The sequence below is a fragment of the Streptococcus mitis genome (assembly GCF_047460035.1).
GTDB lineage: Bacteria > Bacillota > Bacilli > Lactobacillales > Streptococcaceae > Streptococcus > Streptococcus mitis_DW.
This window is the reverse complement of record NZ_JASHHB010000004.1, coordinates 148870-173122: the sequence shown is the minus strand read 5'-3', so window position 1 is coordinate 173122 and position 24253 is coordinate 148870. Positions and strand designations below refer to the sequence as shown.

Annotated in this window: 23 protein-coding genes and 1 pseudogene; 7 read left to right on the top strand and 17 right to left on the bottom strand. The window is 41.5% G+C overall.

Annotated features, from left to right (window positions below; translation table 11 throughout):
* The coding region (locus tag QM956_RS05140; RefSeq protein WP_414302288.1) for a transposase at positions 1-224 on the top strand (224 nt) is incomplete at its 5' end.
* A 7-nt stretch (positions 225-231) separates the two neighbouring features.
* Here QM956_RS05140 and recJ read toward each other — a convergent pair.
* On the bottom strand, positions 232-2478 hold the full coding sequence (gene recJ, locus QM956_RS05135) for a single-stranded-DNA-specific exonuclease RecJ (RefSeq protein WP_414302287.1): 2247 nt from the start codon (positions 2476-2478) through the stop codon (positions 232-234).
* A 176-nt stretch (positions 2479-2654) separates the two neighbouring features.
* Between recJ and QM956_RS05130 the strand changes: the two genes are divergently transcribed.
* From QM956_RS05130 to QM956_RS05110, 5 genes and pseudogenes are all read left to right on the top strand, one after another.
* Positions 2655-3413: an amino acid ABC transporter ATP-binding protein gene (locus QM956_RS05130; protein ID WP_173249933.1), complete on the top strand. Its 759-nt coding sequence runs from the start codon at positions 2655-2657 to the stop codon at positions 3411-3413.
* Positions 3414-3423: 10 nt separating this feature from the next.
* Positions 3424-4218: a transporter substrate-binding domain-containing protein gene (locus QM956_RS05125; RefSeq protein ID WP_150922216.1), complete on the top strand. Its 795-nt coding sequence runs from the start codon at positions 3424-3426 to the stop codon at positions 4216-4218.
* 12 nt (positions 4219-4230) lie between these two features.
* On the top strand, positions 4231-4908 hold the full coding sequence (locus tag QM956_RS05120; RefSeq protein ID WP_150922215.1) for an amino acid ABC transporter permease: 678 nt from the start codon (positions 4231-4233) through the stop codon (positions 4906-4908).
* A 9-nt stretch (positions 4909-4917) separates the two neighbouring features.
* Positions 4918-5577, top strand: coding sequence for an amino acid ABC transporter permease (locus QM956_RS05115; protein ID WP_000443889.1), 660 nt, complete (start codon positions 4918-4920; stop codon positions 5575-5577).
* A gap of 248 nt (positions 5578-5825) precedes the next feature.
* Positions 5826-7015, top strand: a pseudogene (locus tag QM956_RS05110) (ferredoxin reductase family protein).
* A gap of 94 nt (positions 7016-7109) precedes the next feature.
* Here the strand turns inward: QM956_RS05110 and QM956_RS05105 are convergent.
* From QM956_RS05105 to QM956_RS05035, 15 genes are all read right to left on the bottom strand, one after another.
* On the bottom strand, positions 7110-8240 hold the full coding sequence (locus tag QM956_RS05105; RefSeq protein WP_000229945.1) for an ABC transporter ATP-binding protein: 1131 nt from the start codon (positions 8238-8240) through the stop codon (positions 7110-7112).
* Positions 8241-8352: 112 nt separating this feature from the next.
* Positions 8353-9222, bottom strand: coding sequence for a PucR family transcriptional regulator (locus tag QM956_RS05100; protein WP_261020382.1), 870 nt, complete (start codon positions 9220-9222; stop codon positions 8353-8355).
* Positions 9223-9225: 3 nt separating this feature from the next.
* Complete coding sequence (locus QM956_RS05095; protein ID WP_000567927.1) at positions 9226-9612, bottom strand: Mini-ribonuclease 3; 387 nt, start codon at positions 9610-9612, stop codon at positions 9226-9228.
* A complete protein-coding gene (gene cysS, locus QM956_RS05090; protein ID WP_414302286.1) occupies positions 9605-10948 on the bottom strand; it encodes a cysteine--tRNA ligase in 1344 nt (447 codons plus the stop codon). Before cysS ends, QM956_RS05095 begins: the two co-directional genes overlap by 8 nt.
* An 82-nt stretch (positions 10949-11030) precedes the next feature.
* Positions 11031-11915, bottom strand: coding sequence for a GNAT family N-acetyltransferase (locus QM956_RS05085; protein ID WP_261020380.1), 885 nt, complete (start codon positions 11913-11915; stop codon positions 11031-11033).
* Between the two features lie 11 nt (positions 11916-11926).
* Entirely contained in the window at positions 11927-12544 is a 618-nt protein-coding gene (gene cysE, locus QM956_RS05080) for a serine O-acetyltransferase (RefSeq protein ID WP_261020379.1), read from the bottom strand.
* Positions 12545-12559: 15 nt separating this feature from the next.
* Entirely contained in the window at positions 12560-14773 is a 2214-nt protein-coding gene (gene pnp, locus QM956_RS05075) for a polyribonucleotide nucleotidyltransferase (RefSeq protein ID WP_414302285.1), read from the bottom strand.
* Positions 14774-15266: 493 nt separating this feature from the next.
* A complete protein-coding gene (metF, locus tag QM956_RS05070; RefSeq protein WP_261020377.1) occupies positions 15267-16133 on the bottom strand; it encodes a methylenetetrahydrofolate reductase [NAD(P)H] in 867 nt (288 codons plus the stop codon).
* 101 nt (positions 16134-16234) lie between these two features.
* Positions 16235-18484, bottom strand: a complete 2250-nt coding sequence (gene metE, locus QM956_RS05065) for a 5-methyltetrahydropteroyltriglutamate--homocysteine S-methyltransferase (protein WP_261020376.1) — start codon at positions 18482-18484, stop codon at positions 16235-16237.
* A 351-nt stretch (positions 18485-18835) separates the two neighbouring features.
* Positions 18836-19129 carry a helix-turn-helix domain-containing protein gene (locus QM956_RS05060; RefSeq protein WP_261020375.1) on the bottom strand — a complete coding sequence of 98 codons (294 nt, stop codon included), beginning with the start codon at positions 19127-19129 and terminating at the stop codon, positions 18836-18838.
* Positions 19119-19484, bottom strand: coding sequence for a type II toxin-antitoxin system RelE/ParE family toxin (locus tag QM956_RS05055; RefSeq protein ID WP_261020374.1), 366 nt, complete (start codon positions 19482-19484; stop codon positions 19119-19121). Before QM956_RS05055 ends, QM956_RS05060 begins: the two co-directional genes overlap by 11 nt.
* Before the next feature lie 156 nt (positions 19485-19640).
* Entirely contained in the window at positions 19641-20006 is a 366-nt protein-coding gene (locus tag QM956_RS05050; RefSeq protein WP_261020373.1) for a TIGR02328 family protein, read from the bottom strand.
* Positions 19990-20394 carry a YbgA family protein gene (locus QM956_RS05045; protein WP_261020372.1) on the bottom strand — a complete coding sequence of 135 codons (405 nt, stop codon included), beginning with the start codon at positions 20392-20394 and terminating at the stop codon, positions 19990-19992. Before QM956_RS05045 ends, QM956_RS05050 begins: the two co-directional genes overlap by 17 nt.
* A 54-nt stretch (positions 20395-20448) precedes the next feature.
* Positions 20449-22179: a DNA/RNA helicase domain-containing protein gene (locus QM956_RS05040; protein WP_414302284.1), complete on the bottom strand. Its 1731-nt coding sequence runs from the start codon at positions 22177-22179 to the stop codon at positions 20449-20451.
* Positions 22180-22194: 15 nt separating this feature from the next.
* Complete coding sequence (locus QM956_RS05035; RefSeq protein ID WP_000843086.1) at positions 22195-22524, bottom strand: MazG-like family protein; 330 nt, start codon at positions 22522-22524, stop codon at positions 22195-22197.
* Positions 22525-22703: 179 nt separating this feature from the next.
* On the opposite strand from QM956_RS05035, the gene QM956_RS05030 reads away from it, so the two are divergent.
* Positions 22704-23321: a TVP38/TMEM64 family protein gene (locus tag QM956_RS05030; RefSeq protein ID WP_201058365.1), complete on the top strand. Its 618-nt coding sequence runs from the start codon at positions 22704-22706 to the stop codon at positions 23319-23321.
* Positions 23322-23364: 43 nt separating this feature from the next.
* Here the strand turns inward: QM956_RS05030 and scrK are convergent, their stop codons facing one another.
* Positions 23365-24252: a fructokinase ScrK gene (scrK, locus tag QM956_RS05025; RefSeq protein ID WP_261020368.1), complete on the bottom strand. Its 888-nt coding sequence runs from the start codon at positions 24250-24252 to the stop codon at positions 23365-23367.
* Position 24253: the final 1 nt, after the last annotated feature.

The window sequence follows — 24253 nt, the reverse complement described above, 5'->3', positions numbered from 1 at the left end:
TTTTTCAGACTGTCTTTAAAACCTTCCTAAAGGACAAAGAAAAGATTATCAACGCCCTTCAACTACCCTACTCCAACGCCAAATTGGAAGCTACTAATAATCTCATCAAACTTATCAAACGAAATGCATTTGGTTTTCGGAACTTTGAAAACTTCAAAAAAAGGATTTTTATCGCTATCAACATCAAAAAAGAAAGGACGAATTTCGTCCTTTCTAGATCTTAGCTTTTCTTCAACCCACTACAGTTGACAAAGAGCCACTTTTTTCCATTAAGAAATCATAGATTTCCTGAACTGTTCCAAGAGCCATCATTTCTTGATCTTTAACAGTTTGTTTGAGATTTTGGTAAATCTGACTTTCTCCGATTTCCCGCTTTGGCGCCTCTTTATTCACTGTCATGACCCCATCTTTGATCGTCACAAAGCCTAGCTCTTCAAATACTTGAATCATCTTGACTAGCAAGATTTGTTGAATATTAAGATAAGTAGCCAAATCTTTCAGTTTGTAGCGAATATCAAACTCTGGAAACTGATAGATTGTCTTGTACAATTTGGCAAACTGCTCTCTAGTCCCATACCCTGTCAGATAGTAGGCCTTGTCAATATCATTTTTGAAATAGACAGCAGAGAAATTCTGTTCCTGAAAAATGGTCTTCAACAGAGTAATATCCTCAGGAACGGTTTTTAAGATAACAGCTTCACTATCCGCCAGATTTGGCAGTTCTCCAGCAAAATCCAAGACTGGAACTCCTTCTGGCAAGACTGCATTCTTCCCACGGATGTTAAAAAGTTGAACACCCTCGACACGCGCATCCACCATCATCAACTGCAAGGCAGTTTGACCATTCCATTGGTTGACAGACAATTTGACTGCCAGCTCTAGATTCTTGGTTTGAGCAAATTCTGTTGCCCATCTACCTTGTCCAAAGGCCACCACTTCAAAACTAGCCTCACCCTTGGTAATTTTTAACTTGAGATGAGCATTGCCTGCCCCCATAGTACGGGCACTTTCGACCTGAAAATCCTTTATATAAAAGACAGGTTTCTGATTGTCCATGCCAAAAGGTGCCAAACGTTCAAAACTTTTGACCGTTTCCAAGCTAAGTGTCTCCAAATCCAGCTCTTCATCTAGATTTAACTTGTTCTTGCCAGCAGCATCTGCCCCTTTTTCACGAACATAATCTTCCAAGACTTGAGATAAATCTGAAAGTTTCTCCACTTCCAGCGTCATCCCAGCTGCGCCAGCATGACCGCCAAAGGCGATGAAGAGGTCTCGATGAGGATCCAGAGCCTCAAAAATATCGACCGCTTCCACACTACGAGCACTGCCCTTGGCACGACCGTTCTCTATATTGAGAACGATGACTGTCTGCCCTAATTCTTCCAACAAACGACCAGCGACGATTCCTAGAACCCCAGGATTCCAGCCTTCCTTGGCCAAGACTTGGACCTTCTTCTCAGGGTCCACCATGGTCTTAGCTTCTTCATAGATAGACTGGACGATTTCCTTGCGCTCTTCGTTTTTCTGATGAATCATAAGGGCAATCTCGTGAGCTTCCTCGTCGTCAAATCCAGTCAGCAAATCAATGGCAGGATTGGGATCATCCAAGCGGCCCAAGGCATTCAAACGAGGGGCAATCTGGAAACCAACCGTTTCTTCTGTTACTTCGTTGGCGGCAATCCCAGCCATATCCAGCATTTCTTGTAAACCAATGCGCTGAGTATGTCCCAACATTTCCAGACCATACTGAACCAAGATACGATTCTCATCTGTCAAACTCACCATATCCGCAATGGTACCAATAGCAACCAAATCCAGTAGTTCCACTTGCACTTCTTCTAAAAGGGCACAAGCCAGCTTGAAGGCCACTCCACAACCAGCCAAATATTTAAAAGGATAGTCCGCATCTGGATGTTCAGGGTGAACGATGGCATAGGCATCAGGCAGGGTTTCAGGCATGGAATGGTGGTCAGTCACAATGACATCCACTCCCATAGACTGGGCCAATTCAATGGCTTCGTGACCAGCAACCCCATTATCCACCGTCACAATCAAGGAAATTCCTTCTTGCTCGATAAAGTATTTATAAACACTGGCATTAGGTCCATAGCCATCAGTAAAACGATTAGGTAAGTAAACACGGCATTCGGCGCCAAGCTGTTCCAAACTTTCCTTAACAATAGAAGCCGAAGTCATACCATCCGCATCATAATCACCGTAAACGAGGATATTTTCCCCTTCTTCAATGGCCTGACGAATCCGTTCTACTGCCTTGTCCATATCATGGAGTAAATAAGGGTCGTGCAAGTCCTCCAAGGAAGGTTCCAAAAACTTCTTCAGACTCTCTTCGTCCTGAATCCCTCTTTCAAATAATAACCGAGCCACCTCAGGACCCAGTCCAGCCTTCTTGGCTATCTTTGTAAAATCCGCATCTTCAACCTGCGGGGCAAACTGCCATTCATAAGTAGGTGTTATCAAAAAGACATCCACTCTTTCTAAGAATTCTATCGCTTCATTATAACATGATTTAGGCTTTTTCTCTATCCAGATTGCTTTTTTATAAAATTTTAGTGAATTTTTTCAGATATGATTTGACAAGACAAATTTTTTGGTGTAGAATCATGTTATAAAATCTAACACAAAGGAGATTCCTTATGGCTTTAGTAGAATTTGAACACGTCGAAAAATATTACGGAGACTACCACGCACTCCGCGACATCAATCTCCGTTTTGAAAAAGGGCAAGTCGTTGTCCTACTCGGACCATCTGGTTCTGGTAAGTCCACTCTTATCCGCACCATCAATGGTTTGGAGGCTGTAGACAAAGGAAGTCTTTTAGTAAATGGTCACCAAGTTGCTGGTGCCAGCCAGAAAGATTTGGTGCCTCTTCGTAAGGAAGTCGGTATGGTTTTCCAGCATTTTAACCTCTATCCGCATAAAACAGTGTTAGAAAACGTAACACTAGCACCCATAAAAGTTTTAGGAATTGATAAAAAAGAAGCTGAAAAGACAGCCCAAAAATATCTGGAATTTGTAAATATGTGGGACAAGAAAGATTCTTATCCAGCCATGCTTTCTGGTGGACAAAAACAACGGATTGCCATCGCACGTGGACTCGCTATGCATCCTGAACTCCTCCTCTTTGATGAGCCAACATCTGCTCTTGACCCTGAAACCATCGGCGATGTTCTAGCAGTTATGCAAAAATTGGCCCATGATGGTATGAATATGATTGTCGTGACCCATGAAATGGGCTTTGCCCGTGAAGTTGCTGACCGCATCATCTTTATGGCTGACGGAGAAGTTTTGGTAGATACGACAGATGTTGATGACTTTTTCGACAATCCAAGGGAACCTCGTGCCCAACAATTTCTCAGCAAAATCATCAACCACGAAAGTGACAAAGTCAAATAAGGAGGCGCCTATGAAAAAGAAATTCTTTTTATCCGCATTATTGATTAGCCTTTTCAGCCTTGCTGCTGCAAAACCAGTCCAGGCTGATACCAGTGTCGCAGACATTCAAAAGAGAGGCGAGCTGGTTGTTGGTGTCAAACAAGACGTTCCCAATTTCGGTTACAAGGATCCCAAGAAAGGGACCTATTCTGGTATCGAAACTGACCTGGCCAAGATGGTAGCTGATGAACTCAAGGTCAAGATTCGCTATGTGCCGGTTACAGCACAAACTCGCGGACCCCTTCTAGACAATGAACAGGTCGATATGGATATCGCGACCTTTACCATCACAGACGAACGCAAAAAACTCTATAACTTCACCAGCCCTTACTACACAGATGCTTCTGGCTTTTTGGTCAATAAGTCTGCCAAAATCAAAAGCATTGAGGACTTAAACGGAAAAACCATCGGAGTTGCTCAAGGTTCCATTACCCAACGCCTGATTACTGAATTGGGTAAAAAGAAAGGTCTAACCTTTAAATTCGTCGAACTTGGTTCCTACCCAGAATTGATTACTTCCCTTCATGCTCATCGAATTGATGCCTTTTCCGTTGACCGTTCTATCCTATCTGGCTACATCAGTAAGCGGACAGAACTACTAGATGATAGTTTCAAGCCATCTGACTACGGTATCGTTACCAAGAAATCAAATACCGAGCTCAACGACTATCTCGATAACTTGGTTACTAAATGGAGCAAGGATGGCAGTTTGCAAAAACTTTATGACCGTTATAAGCTCAAACCATCTAGCCATACTGCAGATTAAGGAGGACACCCCATGACAGATTTATCATCTTGGACAGCCTATTTTCAGGATTTTGGACAATTTTTCAATGGTTTCCTCTTTACTCTTGCCCTAGCAATCGGATCCTTTATCCTAGCCATGGTCTTAGGCATCTTCTTTGGAGCCATGTCAACCAGCAAACGTCCAATATTGAGAATTTTTGCTCGTATCTTTGTCGAGTTTTACCAAAACACTCCCCTCTTGGTGCAGTTTGTTATCGTTTTTTATGGCCTACCTCTTATCAGTGACCATATCATCATGATTCCGATTTATTGGACAGCTGTTCTCTGCGTGGGTCTCTATCACGGCGCCTATATTGCTGAGGTTATTCGCTCAGGTATTCAGTCTATTCCTAGCGGTCAGATGGAGGCCGCCTTGTCGCAAGGTTTTACCTATATCAGTGCCATGCGCTTGATTATCTTGCCTCAGGCCTTTCGTATCATTCTCCCTCCTTTGACCAACCAAATCGTTAACCTCATTAAGAATACCTCGACAGTCGCTATCATTTCTGGAGTGGACTTGATGTTTGTGACCAAGTCCTGGTCAGCTCTTAACGGAAACTATATCCCAGCCTTTCTAGGTGCTGCCCTGCTCTACTTTTCTCTATGCTTCCCTGTTGCCCAGTTTGGTCGCAAGATGGAGCAAGCCAACAAAAAAGCCTATTCACTTTAGGAGGTTACTATGGAATCCATTTTAGAAGTTTTGACCCCAGATAACCTAGTCTTTATCTTTAAAGGATTTGGCTTGACCCTCTACATTTCTCTGATTGCCATCGTCCTCTCTACACTTATCGGAACGGTGCTAGCCGTCATGAGAAATGGGAAAAATCCTGTCTTACGCATTATCTCCAGCATTTATATCGAGTTTGTGCGTAACGTTCCTAACCTCCTCTGGATTTTCACTATCTTTTTGGTGTTCAAAATGAAATCCACACCAGCAGGTATTACAGCCTTCACTCTCTTTACATCAGCTGCCCTAGCTGAGATCATCCGAGGCGGTCTCAATGCAGTGGACAAGGGACAGTATGAAGCAGGAATGTCGCAAGGATTTACCTCAGCCCAAATCCTCTATCACATCATTCTCCCACAAGCTATTCGTAAAATGCTGCCAGCCATCATTTCTCAGTTTGTAACCGTGATTAAGGATACCAGTCTTCTCTACTCTGTTATCGCCCTACAAGAGCTCTTTGGAGCCAGCCAAATTCTCATGGGCCGTTATTTCGAACCAGAGCAGGTCTTCAGTCTTTACATCCTGATTGCCCTCATCTACTTCAGCTTTAACCTAGCCATTTCTAGCCTGTCTCATATGCTAGCAAAACGTTGGCAACAAGCTGCAGAATAATACTCTTCGAAAATCAAATTCAAACCACGTCAGCTTCACCTTGCCGTACTCCAGTACAGCCTGCGGCTAGCTTCCTAGTTTGCTCTTTGATTTTCATTGAGTATAAACAGCCACTCTCCAGTTCAATTGGAGAGTTTTTTGATGAGAGTAGATATTTATAGACCTCAATTTGACACCATACTTTTTCTATGATAAAATGTAACAAATTCGTTTACAACAAATCAAATCTTAATGAAATGGAATTTTCTATGAAATCACTCAAAGGAATACTCTTTATCATAGCTAGTTTTGTCTTGACTATTTTGACTTGGATGAACACTTCTCCCCAATTCATGATTCCAGGACTAGCTTTAACAAGCTTATCTCTAACTTTTGTCTTAGCCACTCGTCTCCCACTACTAGAAAGCTGGTTTCACGGTTTGGAGAAGCTCTACACTGTCCACAAATTCACAGCCTTTCTCTCCATCATCCTACTAATCTTTCATAACTTTAGTATGGGCGGTTTGTGGGGCTCTCGTTTAGCTGCTCAGTTTGGCAACCTTGCCATCTATATTTTGTCAGTATCATCCTTGTCGCCTATTTAGGCAAATACATCCAATACGAAGCTTGGAGATGGATTCACCGTCTGGTTTATCTAGCCTACATTTTCGGACTCTTTCACGTCTACATGATGATGGGCAATCGTCTCCTTACATTTAATCTTCTAAGTTTTCTTGTTGGTAACTATGCCCTTTTAGGTTTACTGGCTGGTTTTTATATCATCTTCCTTTATCAAAAGATTGGCTTCCCCTATCTAGGGAAAATTACCAATCTCAAACGATTAAATCACGATACTAGAGAAATTCAAATCCATCTCAGCAGACCTTTCGACTATCAATCAGGACAATTTGCCTTCCTAAAGATTTTCCAAGAAGGCTTTGAAAGTGCTCCGCATCCCTTTTCTATCTCAGGAGGTCATGGTCAAACCCTTTACTTTACCGTCAAAAATTCAGGTGACCCTACCAAGAATATCTATGACAATCTTCAAGTCGGTAGCAAAGTAACCGTTGACAGAGCTTACGGGCACATGATTATAGAAGAAGGACGAGAAAATCAGGTTTGGATTGCTGGAGGTATTGGGATTACCCCCTTCATCTCTTACATCCGTGAACATCCTATTTTAGATAAACGGGTTCACTTCTACTATAGCTTCCGTGGAGAGGAAAATGCAGTTTATATAGATTTGCTCCATGACTATGCTCAGAAAAATCCTAATTTTGAACTCCATCTAGTAGACAGTAGGAAAGACGCCTATCTTAATTTTGAACAAAAAGAAGTACCCGAACATGCGAGCGTCTATATGTGTGGTCCTCTTTCTATGATGAAGTCACTTGCCAAACAGATTAAGAAACAAAATCCAAAAACAGAGCTTATTTACGAAGGATTCAAGTTTAAATAACCACTCATACTCTCCTCGAATTTCCCAGGAGTTTTTCTACGCAATCTCAAAAAACACTGCCAGATTTCTAGCAGTGTTTTGAGTTTTATTTATCTTAGTAAACTGTTTTTTCAGTTTCTACATCGAAGAAGTGTGCTTTGTTCAAGTCAAATCCAAGTTCAACTGTTGCACCTGTTTGCAAGTAGTCACGAGCGTCAACTTTGGCAACAAATTCATCTTTACCAACTTGGCAGTAAAGGTGAGATTCTGAACCAAGCAATTCTGATACAGAGATAGTAGCTTTGACAACTGATTCTGGGAATGTTTCAAGGAAAGCAGGTTCTGCATTCACGTCTTCTGGACGGATACCGAAGATCAATTCTTTACCTTCGTAGCCTTTTTCACGAAGAACTTTCAATGCTCCTTCTGGAACTTTCAAACGGAAACCGTCAGAAACAATTTCGCTACCAACCAATTTCACGTTGATGAAGTTCATAGCTGGGCTTCCGATGAATCCTGCTACGAATTTGTTAACTGGGTTTTTGTATACTTCTTGAGGAGTACCGATTTGTTCTACACGTCCGATAGTACCTGTACCAGCAGGGTTCTTAGTTGCTGACATGATAACGATACGGTCTGCAAGTGTCATCGCTTCCGTTTGGTCGTGAGTTACGTAGATAGTTGTAGCTCCGATACGACGGTGGATTTTAGCGATTTCAGCACGCATTGATACACGAAGTTTGGCATCCAAGTTTGACAAAGGTTCGTCCATCAAGAATACTTTTGCATCACGGACGATAGCACGACCCATGGCAACACGTTGACGTTGACCACCTGAAAGGTCAGCTGGTTTACGATCCAAGAATTCTTTCAAACCAAGGATTGCTGCTGCTTCTTGCACACGTTTGTCGATGTCTTCTTTGCTGTATTTACGCAATTTCAAACCGAAAGCCATGTTGTCATAAACAGTCATGTGTGGGTAAAGAGCATAGTTTTGGAATACCATGGCGATGTCACGGTCTTTTGGAGCAACGTCGTTGACAACCACGCCATCGATAGATGCAGTACCTTCTGTGATGTCTTCAAGACCAGCAATCATACGAAGAGTTGTTGATTTACCACATCCTGAAGGACCTACGAAAACGATAAACTCTTTGTCTTTGATGTCCAAGTTGAAGTCTTCAACTGAATAGTGTTCGCTGTTTGGATATTTTTTGTAAATGTTTTTAAGATTCAATTCTACCATGAGGTGAACTCCTTTTGTCTTTTGATAGTTTTATTATAGATGAAAACGCTTTACATTTCTATGGCAAGATGACCAAAAAAATAAAAAAGTTCTGTGCAACTTGCACAAAACTTTAGAGAATATCTGGTAAAATCAACTGATAGCACAAGGTCAGGTCAGTCAATTCCTTCAATTGAAGCCCTGTCAACTCTTCCCATTTATCAATCTTGTATTGGAGAGAATTGCGGTGCAGATAGAGTTGCTGGGCTGTTTTTGTTAGGACAGCACTATTTTCCCAAAGGGAGAGAATGATTTCCTGAATCTGGTCTTGATCCAAGATCATCTGGTGCAAGCATTCCTTGATTGCCTTCAAGTCCACAAGTCTTTCTCCCATACTCCAAAGATAGAGCTGAGAAAAAGTATGAACACCTTGGTGACCCTGACGCCACCAAGTCTTGAACAACTCGCGCTCAGCTTTGATTAAGTCTGATAGGGCTTGATTTCTCGTCTGAGACCAAACCTGGCCCAACATGATAGACAGACGAAGTCCAAAGTCATACTCTACCGCTTCAATCGTATCACTTAAAATAGCTCGTACAGAGGTGTATTTATCTTGCTGAAGCACGAAAACATAATCCTGAGCTCCGACCTGAAGCACTGTCTGACAGTTAGGAAATAGAGTCCGCATCATATCCAGCCAAGAAGCTAGATTTTCCTGCTGAAAATAGGAAAGATGACAATAGGCCAACTGAATCTTTTTAAAAGTTTGTGGTGTCTGTCCCTTCCCCTCAATCAAAAAAGAATACCAAGGATTGAGCGAACGAGCCTGCTCCTGCTGGGTCAAAAGTGAAATCAACTGCTTTTCACGCTCGCTGAGCCCAGCTTCCTCCAGCAAAATCCACTGTTGAGAAGCTAAAGGAAGAGTGAGATAACCCTCTTTCTCTACTGGTTGGTCTGAAATCTGAGCTTCAGGAAACCATTCTTGTAATTCTTTTGCCATCATGTCCTAGCCCTCCACTTTTTGGATGCACCACGAAATCAAGCTCTCAAGACGTTCCAGATTTTCAGTCATATGGAGATAACCCATGACTGCTTCAAAACCTGTGGACATACGGTAGGTCACCACATCGGCATTTTTAGCCTTTGTGTGACTATTGGTATTGCGACCACGTTTGTAGATTTCTTCTTCTTTTTCCGTCAGGACTTGCTCCTCTAACATAAGGGAAATCAGGCGAGCCTGAGCTTTGGCTGAGACATACTTGGTCGCTTCTTGATGGAGTTTATTGGGTTTGGTCATACCTTTTAAAATGAGGTGACGACGAATATACATAGAATACACCGCGTCCCCCTCAAAAGCTAACGCAATCCCATTAATGAGATTGACATCAATCACGTGTCCACCTCACTCCATCTTTGGTGTCAAGGAGCTTAATCCCTTGAGCAGCTAATTGGTCACGGATCTGGTCCGCTGTCGCAAAGTCACGATTAGCACGCGCTTCTTGGCGCTTTTGGATCAAGTCTTCAATCTCTGCATCCAAAACTTCCTCAATAAAGACAATTCCAAAGACCTCTAACATAGCCGCAAGAGCTTCCTTAACACTTTCATCATAGTTGCCAGAATTAATCCACTTGGCCATTTCAAAAACAACTGTGATACCGTTGGCAGCGTTAAAATCTTCATCCATAGCTGCTACAAACTTATCTTTAAAGGCTTGTAACTCTTGAGCATCTACAGTTCCAGTAAATGGTTGCTCATAAGTGTTCTTCATATACTTGAGATTGGTCTCCGCATCCCGCACTGCCTTTTCCGTAAAGTTGATAGGCTTGCGGTAGTGTTGAGTCGCAAAGAAGAAACGAAGCACTTGCCCATCGAGGTTTTTAAGGGCATCGTGCACTGTGATAAAGTTACCCAAGGACTTGGACATCTTGACATTATCGATATTGACAAAGCCATTGTGCATCCAGTAGTTGGCAAAGGTCTTGCCTGTTTTGGCTTCTGACTGGGCAATTTCATTGGTATGGTGAGGAAACTCTAGGTCAGCTCCACCACCGTGAATATCAATGGTGTCGCCCAAAATCTCTGTCGACATGACTGAACACTCGATGTGCCAGCCCGGGCGACCAGGTCCCCAAGGACTGTCCCAAGAAATCTCGCCTGATTTGGCAGATTTCCAGAGGGCAAAGTCTACAGGATTTTCCTTACGAGCCGTTTCTTCATCGGTTCGACCTGAAGCACCTAGCTCCAAATCTTCCAAGGTTTTATTTGCTAATTTAGCATAGTTGTGGGATTTTTCCACACGGAAATAGACATCTCCTTGACTCTCGTAGGCAAAGCCTTTTTCAATCAAATCTTCCACAAAGCGGATGATGTCAGCCATAAACTCCACCACACGCGGATGGCGGGTCGCAGGTTTGACGCCCAAGGCCGTCACATCCTCACGAAAGGCAGCGATGTACTTGTCCGCAACCTCCTGAGGCGTGATACCTTCTTCCTTGGCGCGATTGATAATCTTATCATCCACATCTGTAAAATTGGAAATATAGGCAACCTCATAACCACGATACTCAAAATAGCGACGAATGGTATCAAAAGCCACCGTTGAACGAGCATTTCCCACGTGGATATAGTTGTACACCGTTGGCCCACAAACATACATCTTTACTTTGCCGTCCTCAATCGGGACAAATTCTCGCAAATCACGATACATAGTGTCATAGATTTTAATCATAAAATAATAGTCAGGAAAGCCAAAATCCAAGAACAGTTAATTTCATCACTGAGAGTTCAATTGAATTTCAGTCCGAATGTCTCTACACTTCGGAATCCCTTGCTCCTTTCTCATTCAGATAAACCACCTGAGTCTGTTTGACAAAGCCAATTTTTTCATACAAACGTTTGGCACCTACATTGCTATCTTCTACTGCAATCTGAAATTTCTTATCATTTTGCTCAATTAGTTGGTTGACAAGGAATTTTGCTAAGTAGCTCCCATAGCCTTTCCCACGTTCAGGTTCTGATATTGCTAAACCGTAGAAGTAATTCGTATCGCTCGATAAATCAACCGTGCAAGTTCCAATAACCTGACCGTCTTTTAATAAAATATACAGGCGGCTTTCTGGATCTTTCAGAGCTTCAGCAACATATCTATCCACAACTTCTCTAGATTCATGTTCCTCTGAGAATGCCTGAAATTTTAATTGACTAATTTGATCCTGATACGAACTATCTGCTAACAAAACTTCAAGATTGGAAACATTTGCTAACGGATAAGGTTTTCTATCCTTACCTAACCAAGTTTCTGTCTCTTCATCCTCGACCAATCCCCAGTTGCTAACAAAATCAGGATGGCGGTCTAGAAAAACACGCTCTGTCTGAAAAGTGACTGAATGAATCGGAAAAGAAGCTGTTTCTCTCTCAAAACTAGTAAACAATGCACGCGCAATTCCCTGACGGCGATGATCTGGATGAACCAGTATCGTCACTTCCACATCTTGGTCATCTGCATAGACAGTTAATAAACCAACAAGTTCGCCTTTTTCATAATAAAGGAAAAAGGCGGGCATGTTTGGGTCAAAATTAAGCATGTTAGATAGATAAGGATCACGATAGGTACCGTCATAGTTTTGGCAACAGTTAATTAGTTTTTTCGCCTCAGATAGCTCCTCTTGGCTTAACTTGTTTCTTGCTTGAATCATATAGCCATCCTCTACAACCCAGACGATCTGTGACTGGCTTCTTTAGCCTGCTCGAGTTTATTGACGTAGTACTCTCGTTTTTCTTCAACTTCGTGGATAGTCGGTTCATCCTTCTGTCCATGAACTCGGACAATCTTGGCCGGAATACCGACAACCGTCACATCACTAGGTACATCTGCTACGACAACTGCTGCAGCACCGACCTTGGCATTTGCACCAATTTCTACAGGACCAATGACTTGGGCATGGGCTGATATAAGGGCACCCTGACGAACGGTCGGATGGCGTTTGCCAACATCCTTACCAGTTCCACCAAGAGTTACTCCGTGGTAAAGCATAACGCCTTTTTCAACAATCGCTGTTTCCCCAATCACCAGACCAGAACCGTGGTCGATAAAGACACCTGAATCAATCTGAGCACCCGGATGAATCTCAATCTGAGTCCAGAAGCGCCAAAACTGACTGTGCATACGAGCCAGTAGTTTGAAGCCATGCTTCCAGAAAAAATGCGAAAGACGGTGGGCCGCCAAGGCCTTGACACCTGGATAAGTCAGCAAAACCTCCAAAGTGGTGCGGGCCGCTGGATCATTTTCTTTTACGATATCAATGGTTTCGCGCCACCATCCCATACATTTCTCCTTTTCTTATTCTGAATCTTTTGGTGTTTCTGTAAATTCTTTCTTAGGTTTGTGGCCCTTGTGATGACGTGGGCGGTGAGGTCGCTCAGACTTTTCGCCTTTTTCATCACGTTCAGGTTTTGGAGGACGAGGAAGAAGAGCTTTCATAGAAGCATCCACACGTCCTTTTTCATCAATCTTGATAACCTTAACATCAACTTCATCCCCGATTGCTACCAAGTCTTCGACATTATTGGTACGCGTCCAAGCCATTTCCGAAATGTGAACGAGGGCGTCTGTCTTGTCAAAGAGGTTGACAAAGGCACCAAATTTCTCAATACGAACAACCTTAGCATGGTAGACTTCGTCCACCTTAGCTTCACGAACCAAACCAGCAATAATTTCTTTGGCACGGTTAATGGCATCTTGGTCACTAGAGTAGATAGACACATTTCCTTCTTCATCGATATCAATTTTAACGCCTGTTTCAGCGATAATCTTGTCGATGGTTTCTCCACCCTTACCGATGACAATCTTGATCTTGTCCACATCAATCTTGATGGTATCGATTTTCGGAGCAGTTGGAGCCAATTCTGGACGAACTTCTGGAATGGTTGCTTCAATCACATCAAGGATTTCAAAACGAGCTTTCTTGGCTTGGGCAAGAGCCTCTGTCAAGATTTCTGCAGTAATCCCTTGAATCTTGATATCCATTTGAAGGGCTGTAATCCCGTCACGAGTACCTGCAACCTTAAAGTCCATATCTCCAAAGTGGTCTTCCAAACCTTGGATATCTGTCAAGACTGTATAGTTGTTTCCATCTGAGATGAGACCCATGGCAATCCCTGCTACTGGCGACTTGATTGGCACACCACCAGCCATAAGGGCAAGCGTTCCCGCACAGATAGAAGCTTGAGATGAAGAACCATTTGATTCCAAGACTTCTGCTACCAAGCGGATAGCATATGGGAATTCTTCCAAACTTGGCAAGACTTGAGCAAGAGCACGCTCACCCAGAGCACCGTGACCGATTTCACGACGACCTGGCGCACCGTAACGACCAGTTTCCCCTACAGAATATTGAGGGAAGTTATAGTGGTGCATAAAGCGTTTCTTGTACTCTGGATCCAAACCATCAATGATTTGAGTTTCTCCCATCGGAGCCAAGGTCAAGACTGAAAGAGCCTGAGTTTGGCCACGAGTAAAGAGACCAGAGCCGTGCACACGAGGAAGGAAGTCAACAACCGCATCCAAAGGACGAATTTCATCGACTTTACGACCATCAGGACGTACCTTGTCTTCTGTAATCAAACGGCGTACTTCAGCGTGTTCCATCTGTTCCAAGATTTCAGCCACATCACGCATGATACGGTCAAATTCTTCATGGTCCGCATATTTTTCTTCGTAAACGGCAGTCACTTGATCTTTCACTGCTTGAGTTGCAGCTTCACGAGCCAATTTTTCTTCTACTTGAACCGCTTTTTGGAGGTCGCTGTTGTAGGCTGAGATGATTTCTGCCTGCAATTCAGCATCCACATGAAGCAATTCCACTTCTGCTTTTTCCTTACCGACAGCAGCAACGATTTCTTCTTGGAAGGCAATCAATTCTTTGACCGCTTCGTGCCCTTTAAGGAGCGCTTCCAACATGATTTCTTCTGACAATTCTTTGGCACCAGACTCTACCATGTTGATGGCGTGTTTGGTACCAGCTACTGTCAATTCAAGGAGAGATTGCTCTGCTTGTTCTTGCGTAGGGTTGATAATGATTTGACCATCTACATAGCCAACCTGTACCCCAGCGATTGGTCCGTCAAATGGAATATCTGAGATAGACAATGCCAAGGATGAACCAAACATAGCTGCCATTGGTGCAGATGCATTTTCATCATAAGAAAGCACGGTGTTGATGACTTGTACTTCATTACGGAAACCTTCCGCAAACATTGGTCGGATTGGACGGTCAATCAAACGCGCTGTCAATGTCGCATCTGTTGAAGGACGTCCTTCACGTTTCATAAAGCCACCAGGAAACTTCCCAGCCGCATACATTTTTTCTTCATAGTTGACTTGAAGGGGGAAGAAATCCCCAGTTGCCATTTTCTTAGACATAACGGCAGCAGTCAAGACAGTTGACTCACCGTAACGCACGACAACAGAGCCATTTGCTTGCTTAGCAACCTGACCAGTCTCTACAATTAACTCACGACCCGCAAAAGTCGTTTGAAACACTTGTTTTGTCATTTTAATCCCCTTTGGATTGATGAAATTATACGCCTTGCCTACAAAAATCAAGATACTAAGCCGTCAAGCAACTCAAAGGAAAATAGGAAATCGAACGACGGAGCAACTGCTCCTAGGCAGATTTATCTTTTTCCATAGAGTTGTAGGCGTGTTCAATTCTCAAGATACAAATCATTAGAAAGGTTTGATGCTAAAGCATCTAATCCTTTCACGTTAATCGCTATCAGGCGATTAGCTAAATGCTTTACTAACTCTCTCGTCAAATAACATCGATTTGACTCGTTCGTGTCGCTCTTTCCTACCGTTAGTCATCAGAAAGTCTTGATGCTAAAACATCTAAGACTCTCAGTTTAAATGCATTATTTTTTTAATACCCTCATCTTTGTATCAAGTACGTACAGAGTCTATTTTATCATATTTTTCTTAAAAAGTGCGGCCTTTACCATTAAAAAGGAACCATTCCCCTCAACTGAGAAGAATGGTTTGCTTTTTATTATCCTAGAGACTGGTGATTAAACAAAGCATGAGTTGCTTGGTGGATGTATTTTGCTGTATCCGCATTGTTCATAGTGTAGAGATGCACACCGGCAACATCCTGAGTTACCAAGTCCACGATTTGGTCCACTGCATAGGCAAGTCCTGCTGCTCTGAGCGACTCAGGGTCATGCTCATACTTGTCTAAGATGGCTTTAAATTTGCGTGGAAGATGGATATTCTCACAAGTCTTCAAGAGGCGGAGAGCTTGATTTCGATTTAGAATTGGCATAATCCCTGCATGAATAGGAACATCAATCCCAGCCAAGATGCACTTGTCTTGGAAATCATAGAAGCGCTCATTGTCAAAGAAAAGCTGAGTTACAAGACTCGAACAGCCTGCATCTACTTTCTTCTTGAGATTTTGGATATCTGAAATCTGATTTGGTGAATCTGGATGCCCTTCTGGGTAGCAAGCTCCGACAATATCAAAGTGAGGGGCTTGTTCCTTGATGAACTTGATCAAGTCCGTTGCATATCGGAAATCCTTTTGTGGCTCCACATCTGGAATAATATCCCCACGAAGAGCCAAAATTTTCTGCACCCCAACCTGATCCAAGTCAGCAATGGTTTCAGCCACCTTGTCCTTGGTCAAATAGATGGCTGGCAAGTGAGCAATAGTCGGAATCGCCAAGTCATTTTGGATAAAGTCAGCCAAACGAACAGTTGTTTCCTTGATATTAAATTTATTATTGCTGGCAGTTACACTGATAAAGTGAGGGGCCAACTCCTGCATATTTTGAAGAGCTGCAATAATCTTATCGTTGCCTACTGCTGGGTTTGGAGGAAACACTTCAAATGAGAGTGACGGTGTTTGGCGTGACATAGTCCTTATCCTTTTCTAGTTGATTTTTTTCCTTAGCTGGACTCTTAGAACCCAAGTGAAACAGGCAGATTGCCAAACAGCGCTTCTTGGGAAATCCTATCTTACAATTTCTCACGCGCAGCTTTAGCTGCTTCAACAAGGCGAATCAAGCTTTCTTTTGTTTCTGGAATACCACGTGTTTTCAAACCACAGTCAGGGTTGATCCAAACTTTCTTGCTTGGCACTTTAGCAAGGATGGCTTCGATTGTGTGGTCGATTTCGCCTTCATTTGGCACACGAGGTGAGTGGATATCGTAAACCCCAGGTCCCACTTCTGTTTGGAAGTTTTTCGCTTTGAGTTCGTCCAAGATTTCAAGGTTTGAACGGCTAGCCTCAAATGAGATAACGTCTGCATCCATGTTGTCGATAGCTGGGATGATATCTGTAAATTCTGAGTAACACATGTGAGTGTGGATTTGAGTATCTGGCGCTACTGTTGAGTGTACCAAGCGGAAGGCAGGAATTGCCCAGTCAAGGTAGTCTTCGTACCAGTCGCTACGACGGAGTGGCAATTTTTCACGAAGAGCAGCCTCATCGATTTGGATGATTTTCACACCAGCAGCTTCAAGGTCAAGCACTTCATCCTTGATTGCAAGGGCGATTTGAAGAGTAGAATCCTTGATAGAGATGTCTTCACGTGGGAATGACCAGTTGAGAATAGTTACTGGTCCAGTCAACATCCCTTTAACAGGTTTGTTTGTACGGCTTTGTGCATAGCTAGACCATTTAACAGTGATAGGGTTAAGACGAGTTACATCACCCCAGATGATTGGTGGTTTCACCCCACGCATACCGTATGATTGTACCCAACCATTTTTAGAGAAGAGGTAACCTGACAAGTTTTGACCGAAGTACTCAACCATGTCGTTACGCTCAAATTCACCGTGAACAAGGACATCAAAGTCGATATCTTCTTGCCATTTGATCCATTCGTCGATCGTTTCAGCAAGGAAAGCATCGTACTCTTCTTGAGACAATTCACCTTTACGGTAAGCCAAACGTTTAGCACGAACTTCTTTAGTTTGAGGGAATGAACCGATAGTTGTTGTTGGAAGAGCTGGAAGTTTGAAAGCTTCTTCTTGGATAGCTTCACGTTCTGCAAAGGCTGGTAAACGAGTGTAGTCTGCGTCTGTCAAACCAGCGATACGCGCACGAAGTTCCGCATTTTCACCAACACGCTCAGTCGCAAAGAGTTCTTTGTTAGCTGCAAGTGCTTCTTCACCTTGACCTTTGCGGATAGCATCCAAATCACGAATCTCATCCAGTTTTTCAACTGCAAAGGCAAAGTGGTTCAAGATTGCTGGTTCAAATTCTTCATTAGCAGTTGTAAATGGCACATGAAGAAGTGAGCATGAGCTTGTCAAGACAATGTTTTCAGCTGGAATTTGTTCAAGAACAGCCAAGCTCTTTTCGTAGTTGTTACGCCAGATGTTTTTACCATTGACAATACCTGCATAAAGAGTCTTGTCAGCTGGGAAACCACCTTTAACGAGTTCAAGAGTTTTCTTACCTTCAACGAAGTCCAAACCGATGGCATCTACTGGCAATTTCACAAGGTCAGCGTAGACGTCACGAACATCACCGAAGTAAGTTTGAAGCAAGACTTCAAGACCTTTTTTGTCAGCCAAAAGTTTGTTGTAAAGATTCAAGAAGAGAGCTTTTTCTTCGGCTGTCAAGTCTTTTACAAGAGCCGCTTCATCGAGTTGGATACGAGTTGCACCAAGTTCAGCCAATTTAGCAAAAACATCTTGGTAAGCAGCCACTAAACTATCTACGAAATCTTCTGCTTTCACGCCTTCTTCAAAGTCTGACAATTGAAGGAAAGTAAATGGACCTACAAGAACTGGGCGAGTGTTCAATCCAAGTTCTTTGGCTTCTTGGAACTCATCGAAGATTTTGTGACCAGCCAATTTTACTTGAGTGTCTTTTTCAAATTTAGGAACGATGTAGTGGTAGTTAGTGTTAAACCATTTCTTCATCGGAAGGGCGCGAACGTCCCCTTTTTCTCCTTGGTAACCACGACCCAAAGCGAAGTAGCGCTCAAGGTCAGACAAGTCCAAGTTTTGAACTGAAGCAGGTACCACGTTGAAAAGGAAAGCTGCATCTAGGAAGTTGTCATAGTGAGAAAAGTCATTTGATGGAATTTCAGTGATACCTTTTTCTTTGACGATGTTCCAGTGTTTAGCACGCAAGTCTTTTGCCGCTGCCAAAAGTTCTTCTTCTGAGATTTCTTTTCTAAAGTATTTTTCAGTTGTAAATTTTAATTCGCGGAATTCGCCCAAACGAGGGAAACCGATGATTGTAGTTGACATGATGTGTCCTCCAAAATTTGTTGTTGAAACTATCTTAACAGAAAAGAATGCGTCTGTATAATTGTAAAAAATTAGGCTTTGATATAGTTTGAAACTATATCTCTGTTTGAGACAAAAGAAAAAGACCTGAGGTAAATGCCTCAAATCCTTTTTGTAGCTTGTTTTATCGCTGTATTTTAGTTAGACTGGTCAGACGTGTTATTAGTAATTCTTATAAGTGACTATGACTTGCTATTAGAAAAGACTATAGGTTAGTTTTCTTTTGTAATTCTGATATTTCCCTGAAAAGTGCGGACGGGAGGTAAAATTATCCAGTGGATGATTTTAGCCAACCAAGTAATTTCATCCCTATCAACTCTTTCTCTGTTCAAGTGGGACGACTGCTAGTGTCTTTCCTAAACTGGCTAGGACTTTTAAGACTGTGTCCAACTGAGGACTTGTCTTTCCTGTTTCCATCCTAGCTATGACAGGCTGGCTTACTCCACTAAGTTCTTCTAGCTTTTTCTGACTGATTCCTTGCTCATGCCTAGCCTCAATCAGCTCACTCATAATAGCCACTCGCATATAACTTTCAAGAATTTCCTCCTTGGTAAAGAGTTCAGATCGGACATCCTTCCAATTACTTCCAATAGCACTATTCTTCATCACTTCCCCCTCTTTCTTTTAAGTCTTTCAGTTCACGCTTGGCTTTTTCAATCTCTCTCCTAGGAGTTTTCTGAGTCTTTTTAACAAAATGATGTAAAAGGACAAAACTCCCATCAAGCCACGCTACAAATAAAATTCGATCTCTTAGAGGTCTTAGTTCCCAAATCTCATCTTCCAAATGTTTGATATAGGGTTCACCAGCTCTCGTTCCATGCTGACTAAGCAACTCGATATAGTCATTTAGTTTATTGAGTTGGATGCGACTATCCTTACTTTTCTGACTAGCCAATTCTCTCATATAATCCAAAACTGGCTCGTTTCCATTTTTGTCCTTATAGAAGTAAATCGTATGCACCAAGCAACCTCTTTATAATTAAATTATAACTCAAAAGTTATTAAAAGTAAATCTGGACACTCATAAAAAGAAGACCTTAGAAAAACTCTAAAGGTCTCATCTTTATTATTCGAAAAAATTACGAGAAGAGTTATAAATTGAAGGCAATCCTTACTATTATTCCAGCTCTATCCCCTTCTCTCGAAGATTTGCCAGACACTCCTTATAGTAGGCAGCATCGTGCTCACTATAGATAGGACTTTTCAGCTTTTCCTCTGCTAAGTATTGATAAGGAGGGCAGGTCTTACCTCGGTAGTTCTTGTCCAACCACTCTGAACTGACATTGTAGCCACGGTTAGCCATCTCCTCCATGATCAAGCGATGATAGGCATAGAGACGATAGGGCGAGTGGGTAAAGACATAGTCCACCGTCGCATGCTTTCTGCCCCAACCATTGCCACGCAGGGCGCAACACTCTCGATGTTGCCCCAAAAGTTGAGGCCGGGGAAGTTGTGAAATCAAAGCCTCATGCCAAAGTCTCATGGGGGTCTCCTTTCAGTAAAGTCGAATGTTGCAAGTAGGTATTCGGATAGTGATAAAGCAACTCTCGAGTCTTAGCAATCAAGTCTTCCTTGGAAGCCTGACCAAAGCGGTAGCGATCCAGCAAGAGCATATAGTCCTTGCGCTCAGCATCTGTCGCTTTCTTTTTAAAATAGCCCCAAATATGCTGAAAAGTATTGCAGACTTGACCTCTATGCTCAGGGATTTGACAGGCACGGTCGATCAGTTCCTGAACATGACTCACCTCCACCTCTTCATTCTTCAAGTATTGGCGAATCTCATTGTAAATATTGCTAGAATGGCTCAAGACAAGGTATTTGTTTCTAGCCCAGAGTTGTTGGCAAAGGGCACGTTGGTTGTTATTATTCATATTTGAGATTATACCATATTTGGATTTATAAATATCTATTCCTATCTTATAATCTTATAAAATTGCCTTTTTTAAAGCCGCTTGAAGTTCTTCATCTACTGCATAGATATAGAGTCCATTTACTCCTCTTGTAAGTAAAACATTTAATTCATTTTTTAAAAGATCTTCACCAAAATTTTTCATTTCACCATTTTCGAGTTTCCTATTTTGAACTGCTCCTTTATTTTTACTAGCAGAGATATCAAACTTAATTTTACCATCTCTATATTTAACCGATGGACCAATAATGACTCCAGCATAATTCAAATCAAAACCTTGCACAGTAAAAGTGGATCCTACTTCACCAATAGTTTGTGGTTGTTCAATCCAAGAAAGTTTAGAGTTTTTCCTATCCCTACTCAATTCTCTATTCCAAGGACAAGACCAGTCATCTATTTCCACACACCAATAATCTTTAGATTCAGGTTTAGATTGACTACTATATTCCCAATCATAAGTTGCTATTAACCTAGAAATCCCTAAATGACGATTCTCATCTTTTAATTTAATAGCATCCTGAAATTCCTTGGGAGAATTAAATATCTGGATATCATAGTTATTATCTTCTTTTAATTTGGTAATTTCTCTTTTATCAATAATATTTCTAATCCAACTAATTGTTGATTCACTAGCTTTTATACGCATTTGATTATTTAATTCAATTAAATTGCCAGACAGCCTCGCTTGATGCTGTAAAGTCAAAAATGAATCATCTACCCATATTTGAGATTTACTCATTATTTGATTATCATCGTACACTAAAACTACTACTTTCGATTTTGATATTATATCCTTTAAATGATTACCGCCTTGATAAGCTTGATTTTTTGCAGTCAAAAGTAAGTGTCCTTCGTCAATAACAACTATACCAGCATTAGCATCTTGCTTTTTTAGTGCGTTTAAAAACTGAGTTGGTTTCATAGCAACATCAAGAGTTGAACCACTCTTCCATTCAAGCTTTTTCTCTATTTCTTTATAGACACTCAATTGATCATCATGATTAACAACCAAATTAATTGCATTATTTTCTCTTAGGAAATCCGTGTCATCAGAATTTAATAGATCATCGATTAAAGAACTCATCAAAACAGTTTTACCAGCACCAGCTTCTCCTTTAACCAAGATTAAAGTTCCAAACTCGTTCTTACTAAGCGCTGATGTAATTTTAAAAATGATTTCATTTTTCGCTTTTAATTGCTCATTGGTTAATTTATGAAATGGGGAAGATTTAAAAATTGCAGAATTTCTAACAATACTTTCTGCTGGAAATAAATACTTATTTTTCTTATTTAACGAACTCCAAATTTTGGTAAAAATCTCATCAAGCTCATCAGAAGTATAATATTTATTTTGAGGATTCCCTCGTCTGTTTTGAACATTTGAAACATTATCAACACTTAATAAATACAACATTAGTCTATTCTCAATATCTAGTGTCAAAGACTTATTAAAGTGATGATGACCTATAACAAACATTTTAGTAGTATTTGATTTTGAAAATTTAGTCCAATCTTCTCTAATTTCACCTAAATGTTGATTTGTACGACGTACAATATCTGTTGTTTCACCTACATAAACACTATATCCATCAGAATTTTTATCATTTACAATATATATAGTCGGATACTCAAACAATAGCATCTTGTTTTCATCACGAAAACTGATTTTTAAAGTTTCCTGTAAAGTGTCTAATGAACCACTTTCATATTTTACTTCTTCAATTACTGGTTTCAATATTTTACTCATATCAGTTACTCAACACTATAATTCAGTATATTTTTTATTATTCCCCTTACTTAATTTAACAGGATATTTCGCTTTATTTTTTTCTAATTTTTCTTCAATAATCTGTTCTATATCCAGTTGTAAATTATCAGCTAACATCATTGAATATATTAGCACATCCGCTAGTTCTTCTTTAATTCTTTCAAGAGAATTTGTTGTAACTTCTTCAGGCTGCTTCCATTGGAACAACTCTAGAAGTTCACTAGATTCCAGCAAGATAGAAATAGCTAAATCTTTTTCATTGTGAAATTTTCTCCAATCACGATCATCCCGAAATTTATTAATTTTCTCTATTGTTGATTTCATTTTAATTCTCCAATATGAATTTACTTATACACATTATATCATGAAACCTATTCTTAAATTTTAAAAAAGGAATAAAATTAGATTTAAATTCTTGAGCTTCACCCTCACAAAAACACTCATTCCCCCTTTCTCCTCCAAAATATGGTATAGTAGAATTATACTATCTATGAGGAGTTTACATGTCACAGGATAAACAAATGAAAGCTGTTTCTCCCCTTTTACAGCAAATTATCAATATCTCATCGATTGTCGGTGGGGTTGGAAGTTTGATTTTCTGTATTTGGGCTTATCAGGCAGGAGTGTTACAGTCCAAGGAAACCCTCTCTGCCTTTATCCAGCAGGCAGGCATCTGGGGGCCACCTCTCTTTATCTTTTTACAGATTTTACAGACGGTCGTCCCTATCATTCCTGGGGCCTTGACCTCGGTGGCTGGGGTCTTTATCTACGGGCACATCATCGGGACTATCTACAACTATATCGGCATCGTGATTGGCTGTGCCATTATCTTTTATCTGGTGCGCCTCTATGGGGCTGCCTTTGTCCAGTCTGTCGTCAGCAAGCGCACCTATGACAAGTATATCGGCTGGTTGGATAAGGGCAATCGTTTTGACCGTTTCTTTATCTTTATGATGATTTGGCCGATTAGTCCGGCTGACTTTCTCTGTATGCTAGCTGCCCTGACCAAGATGAGTTTCAAGCGCTATATGACTATCATCATTCTGACCAAACCCTTTACCCTCGTGGTTTATACCTACGGTCTAACCTATATTATCGACTTTTTCTGGCAAATGCTTTGACGCATAAAAAAATCCGTTTGGTTTCCCAAGCGGATTTTGTGTTTTATTTTGAAACTTCTTTTGCAAGAACAAAGTTTCCAAGTGTGGCAGAACCATTTCCTGCGACTGCTGGCGTTACAATGTAATCACGCACATCTGGTACTGGTAGGTAACCATTGAGAAGAGCTGTAAATTTCTCACGGACACGGTCCAGCATGTGTTGTTGAGCCATAACTCCACCACCAAAGACAATCACATCCGGACGGAAAGTCACTGTAGCATTGACCGCAGCTTGAGCGATGTAGTAGGCTTGAACATCCCAGACAGAGCTGTTAAGTTCAATATTTTCACCACGAATACCTGTACGAGCTTCTAGACTTGGACCAGCCGCAAAGCCTTCCAAACATCCCTTATGGAAAGGACAAACTCCTTTAAATTCTTTTTCAATATCCATTGGGTGTCTAGCCACATAATAGTGACCCATTTCAGGGTGACCAACACCACCGATAAACTCCCCACGTTGGATAACACCAGCTCCAATACCTGTACCAATTGTGTAGTAAACCAAGTTTTCGATACGGCCACCAGCATTGTTACGGGCAACCACTTCACCATAAGCAGAGCTGTTTACGTCTGTAGTGAAGTACATTGGCACGTTGAGGGCGCGGCGAAGGGCACCAAGCAAGTCCACATTTGCCCAGTTTGGTTTTGGAGTCGTTGTGATAAAGCCATAAGTTTTTGAGTTTTTGTCAATATCAATCGGACCAAATGAACCAACTGCAAGACCAGCAAGATTATCGAATTTTGAGAAGAACTCGATGGTTTTATCGATTGTTTCGATTGGAGTTGTTGTTGGAAATTGTGTTTTTTCTACAACGTTAAAGTTCTCATCACCGACAGCACAGACAAACTTTGTACCGCCCGCTTCCAAGCTTCCATATAATTTTGTCATG

Bases quoted from the DNA above. Each gene is read 5' to 3' on its own strand.
- QM956_RS05130 (WP_173249933.1), top strand. From the start codon at position 2,655: ATGGCTTTAGTAGAATTTGAACACGTCGAAAAATATTACGGAGACTAC.
- QM956_RS05125 (WP_150922216.1), top strand. From the start codon at position 3,424: ATGAAAAAGAAATTCTTTTTATCCGCATTATTGATTAGCCTTTTCAGC.
- QM956_RS05120 (WP_150922215.1), top strand. From the start codon at position 4,231: ATGACAGATTTATCATCTTGGACAGCCTATTTTCAGGATTTTGGACAA.
- QM956_RS05115 (WP_000443889.1), top strand. From the start codon at position 4,918: ATGGAATCCATTTTAGAAGTTTTGACCCCAGATAACCTAGTCTTTATC.
- QM956_RS05105 (WP_000229945.1), bottom strand. From the start codon at position 8,240: ATGGTAGAATTGAATCTTAAAAACATTTACAAAAAATATCCAAACAGC.
- QM956_RS05100 (WP_261020382.1), bottom strand. From the start codon at position 9,222: ATGATGGCAAAAGAATTACAAGAATGGTTTCCTGAAGCTCAGATTTCA.
- cysS (WP_414302286.1), bottom strand. From the start codon at position 10,948: ATGATTAAAATCTATGACACTATGTATCGTGATTTGCGAGAATTTGTC.
- QM956_RS05085 (WP_261020380.1), bottom strand. From the start codon at position 11,915: ATGATTCAAGCAAGAAACAAGTTAAGCCAAGAGGAGCTATCTGAGGCG.
- cysE (WP_261020379.1), bottom strand. From the start codon at position 12,544: ATGGGATGGTGGCGCGAAACCATTGATATCGTAAAAGAAAATGATCCA.
- pnp (WP_414302285.1), bottom strand. From the start codon at position 14,773: ATGACAAAACAAGTGTTTCAAACGACTTTTGCGGGTCGTGAGTTAATT.
- metF (WP_261020377.1), bottom strand. From the start codon at position 16,133: ATGTCACGCCAAACACCGTCACTCTCATTTGAAGTGTTTCCTCCAAAC.
- metE (WP_261020376.1), bottom strand. From the start codon at position 18,484: ATGTCAACTACAATCATCGGTTTCCCTCGTTTGGGCGAATTCCGCGAA.
- QM956_RS05060 (WP_261020375.1), bottom strand. From the start codon at position 19,129: ATGAAGAATAGTGCTATTGGAAGTAATTGGAAGGATGTCCGATCTGAA.
- QM956_RS05050 (WP_261020373.1), bottom strand. From the start codon at position 20,006: ATGAGACTTTGGCATGAGGCTTTGATTTCACAACTTCCCCGGCCTCAA.
- QM956_RS05045 (WP_261020372.1), bottom strand. From the start codon at position 20,394: ATGAATAATAACAACCAACGTGCCCTTTGCCAACAACTCTGGGCTAGA.
- QM956_RS05040 (WP_414302284.1), bottom strand. From the start codon at position 22,179: ATGAGTAAAATATTGAAACCAGTAATTGAAGAAGTAAAATATGAAAGT.
- QM956_RS05035 (WP_000843086.1), bottom strand. From the start codon at position 22,524: ATGAAATCAACAATAGAGAAAATTAATAAATTTCGGGATGATCGTGAT.
- QM956_RS05030 (WP_201058365.1), top strand. From the start codon at position 22,704: ATGTCACAGGATAAACAAATGAAAGCTGTTTCTCCCCTTTTACAGCAA.
- scrK (WP_261020368.1), bottom strand. From the start codon at position 24,252: ATGACAAAATTATATGGAAGCTTGGAAGCGGGCGGTACAAAGTTTGTC.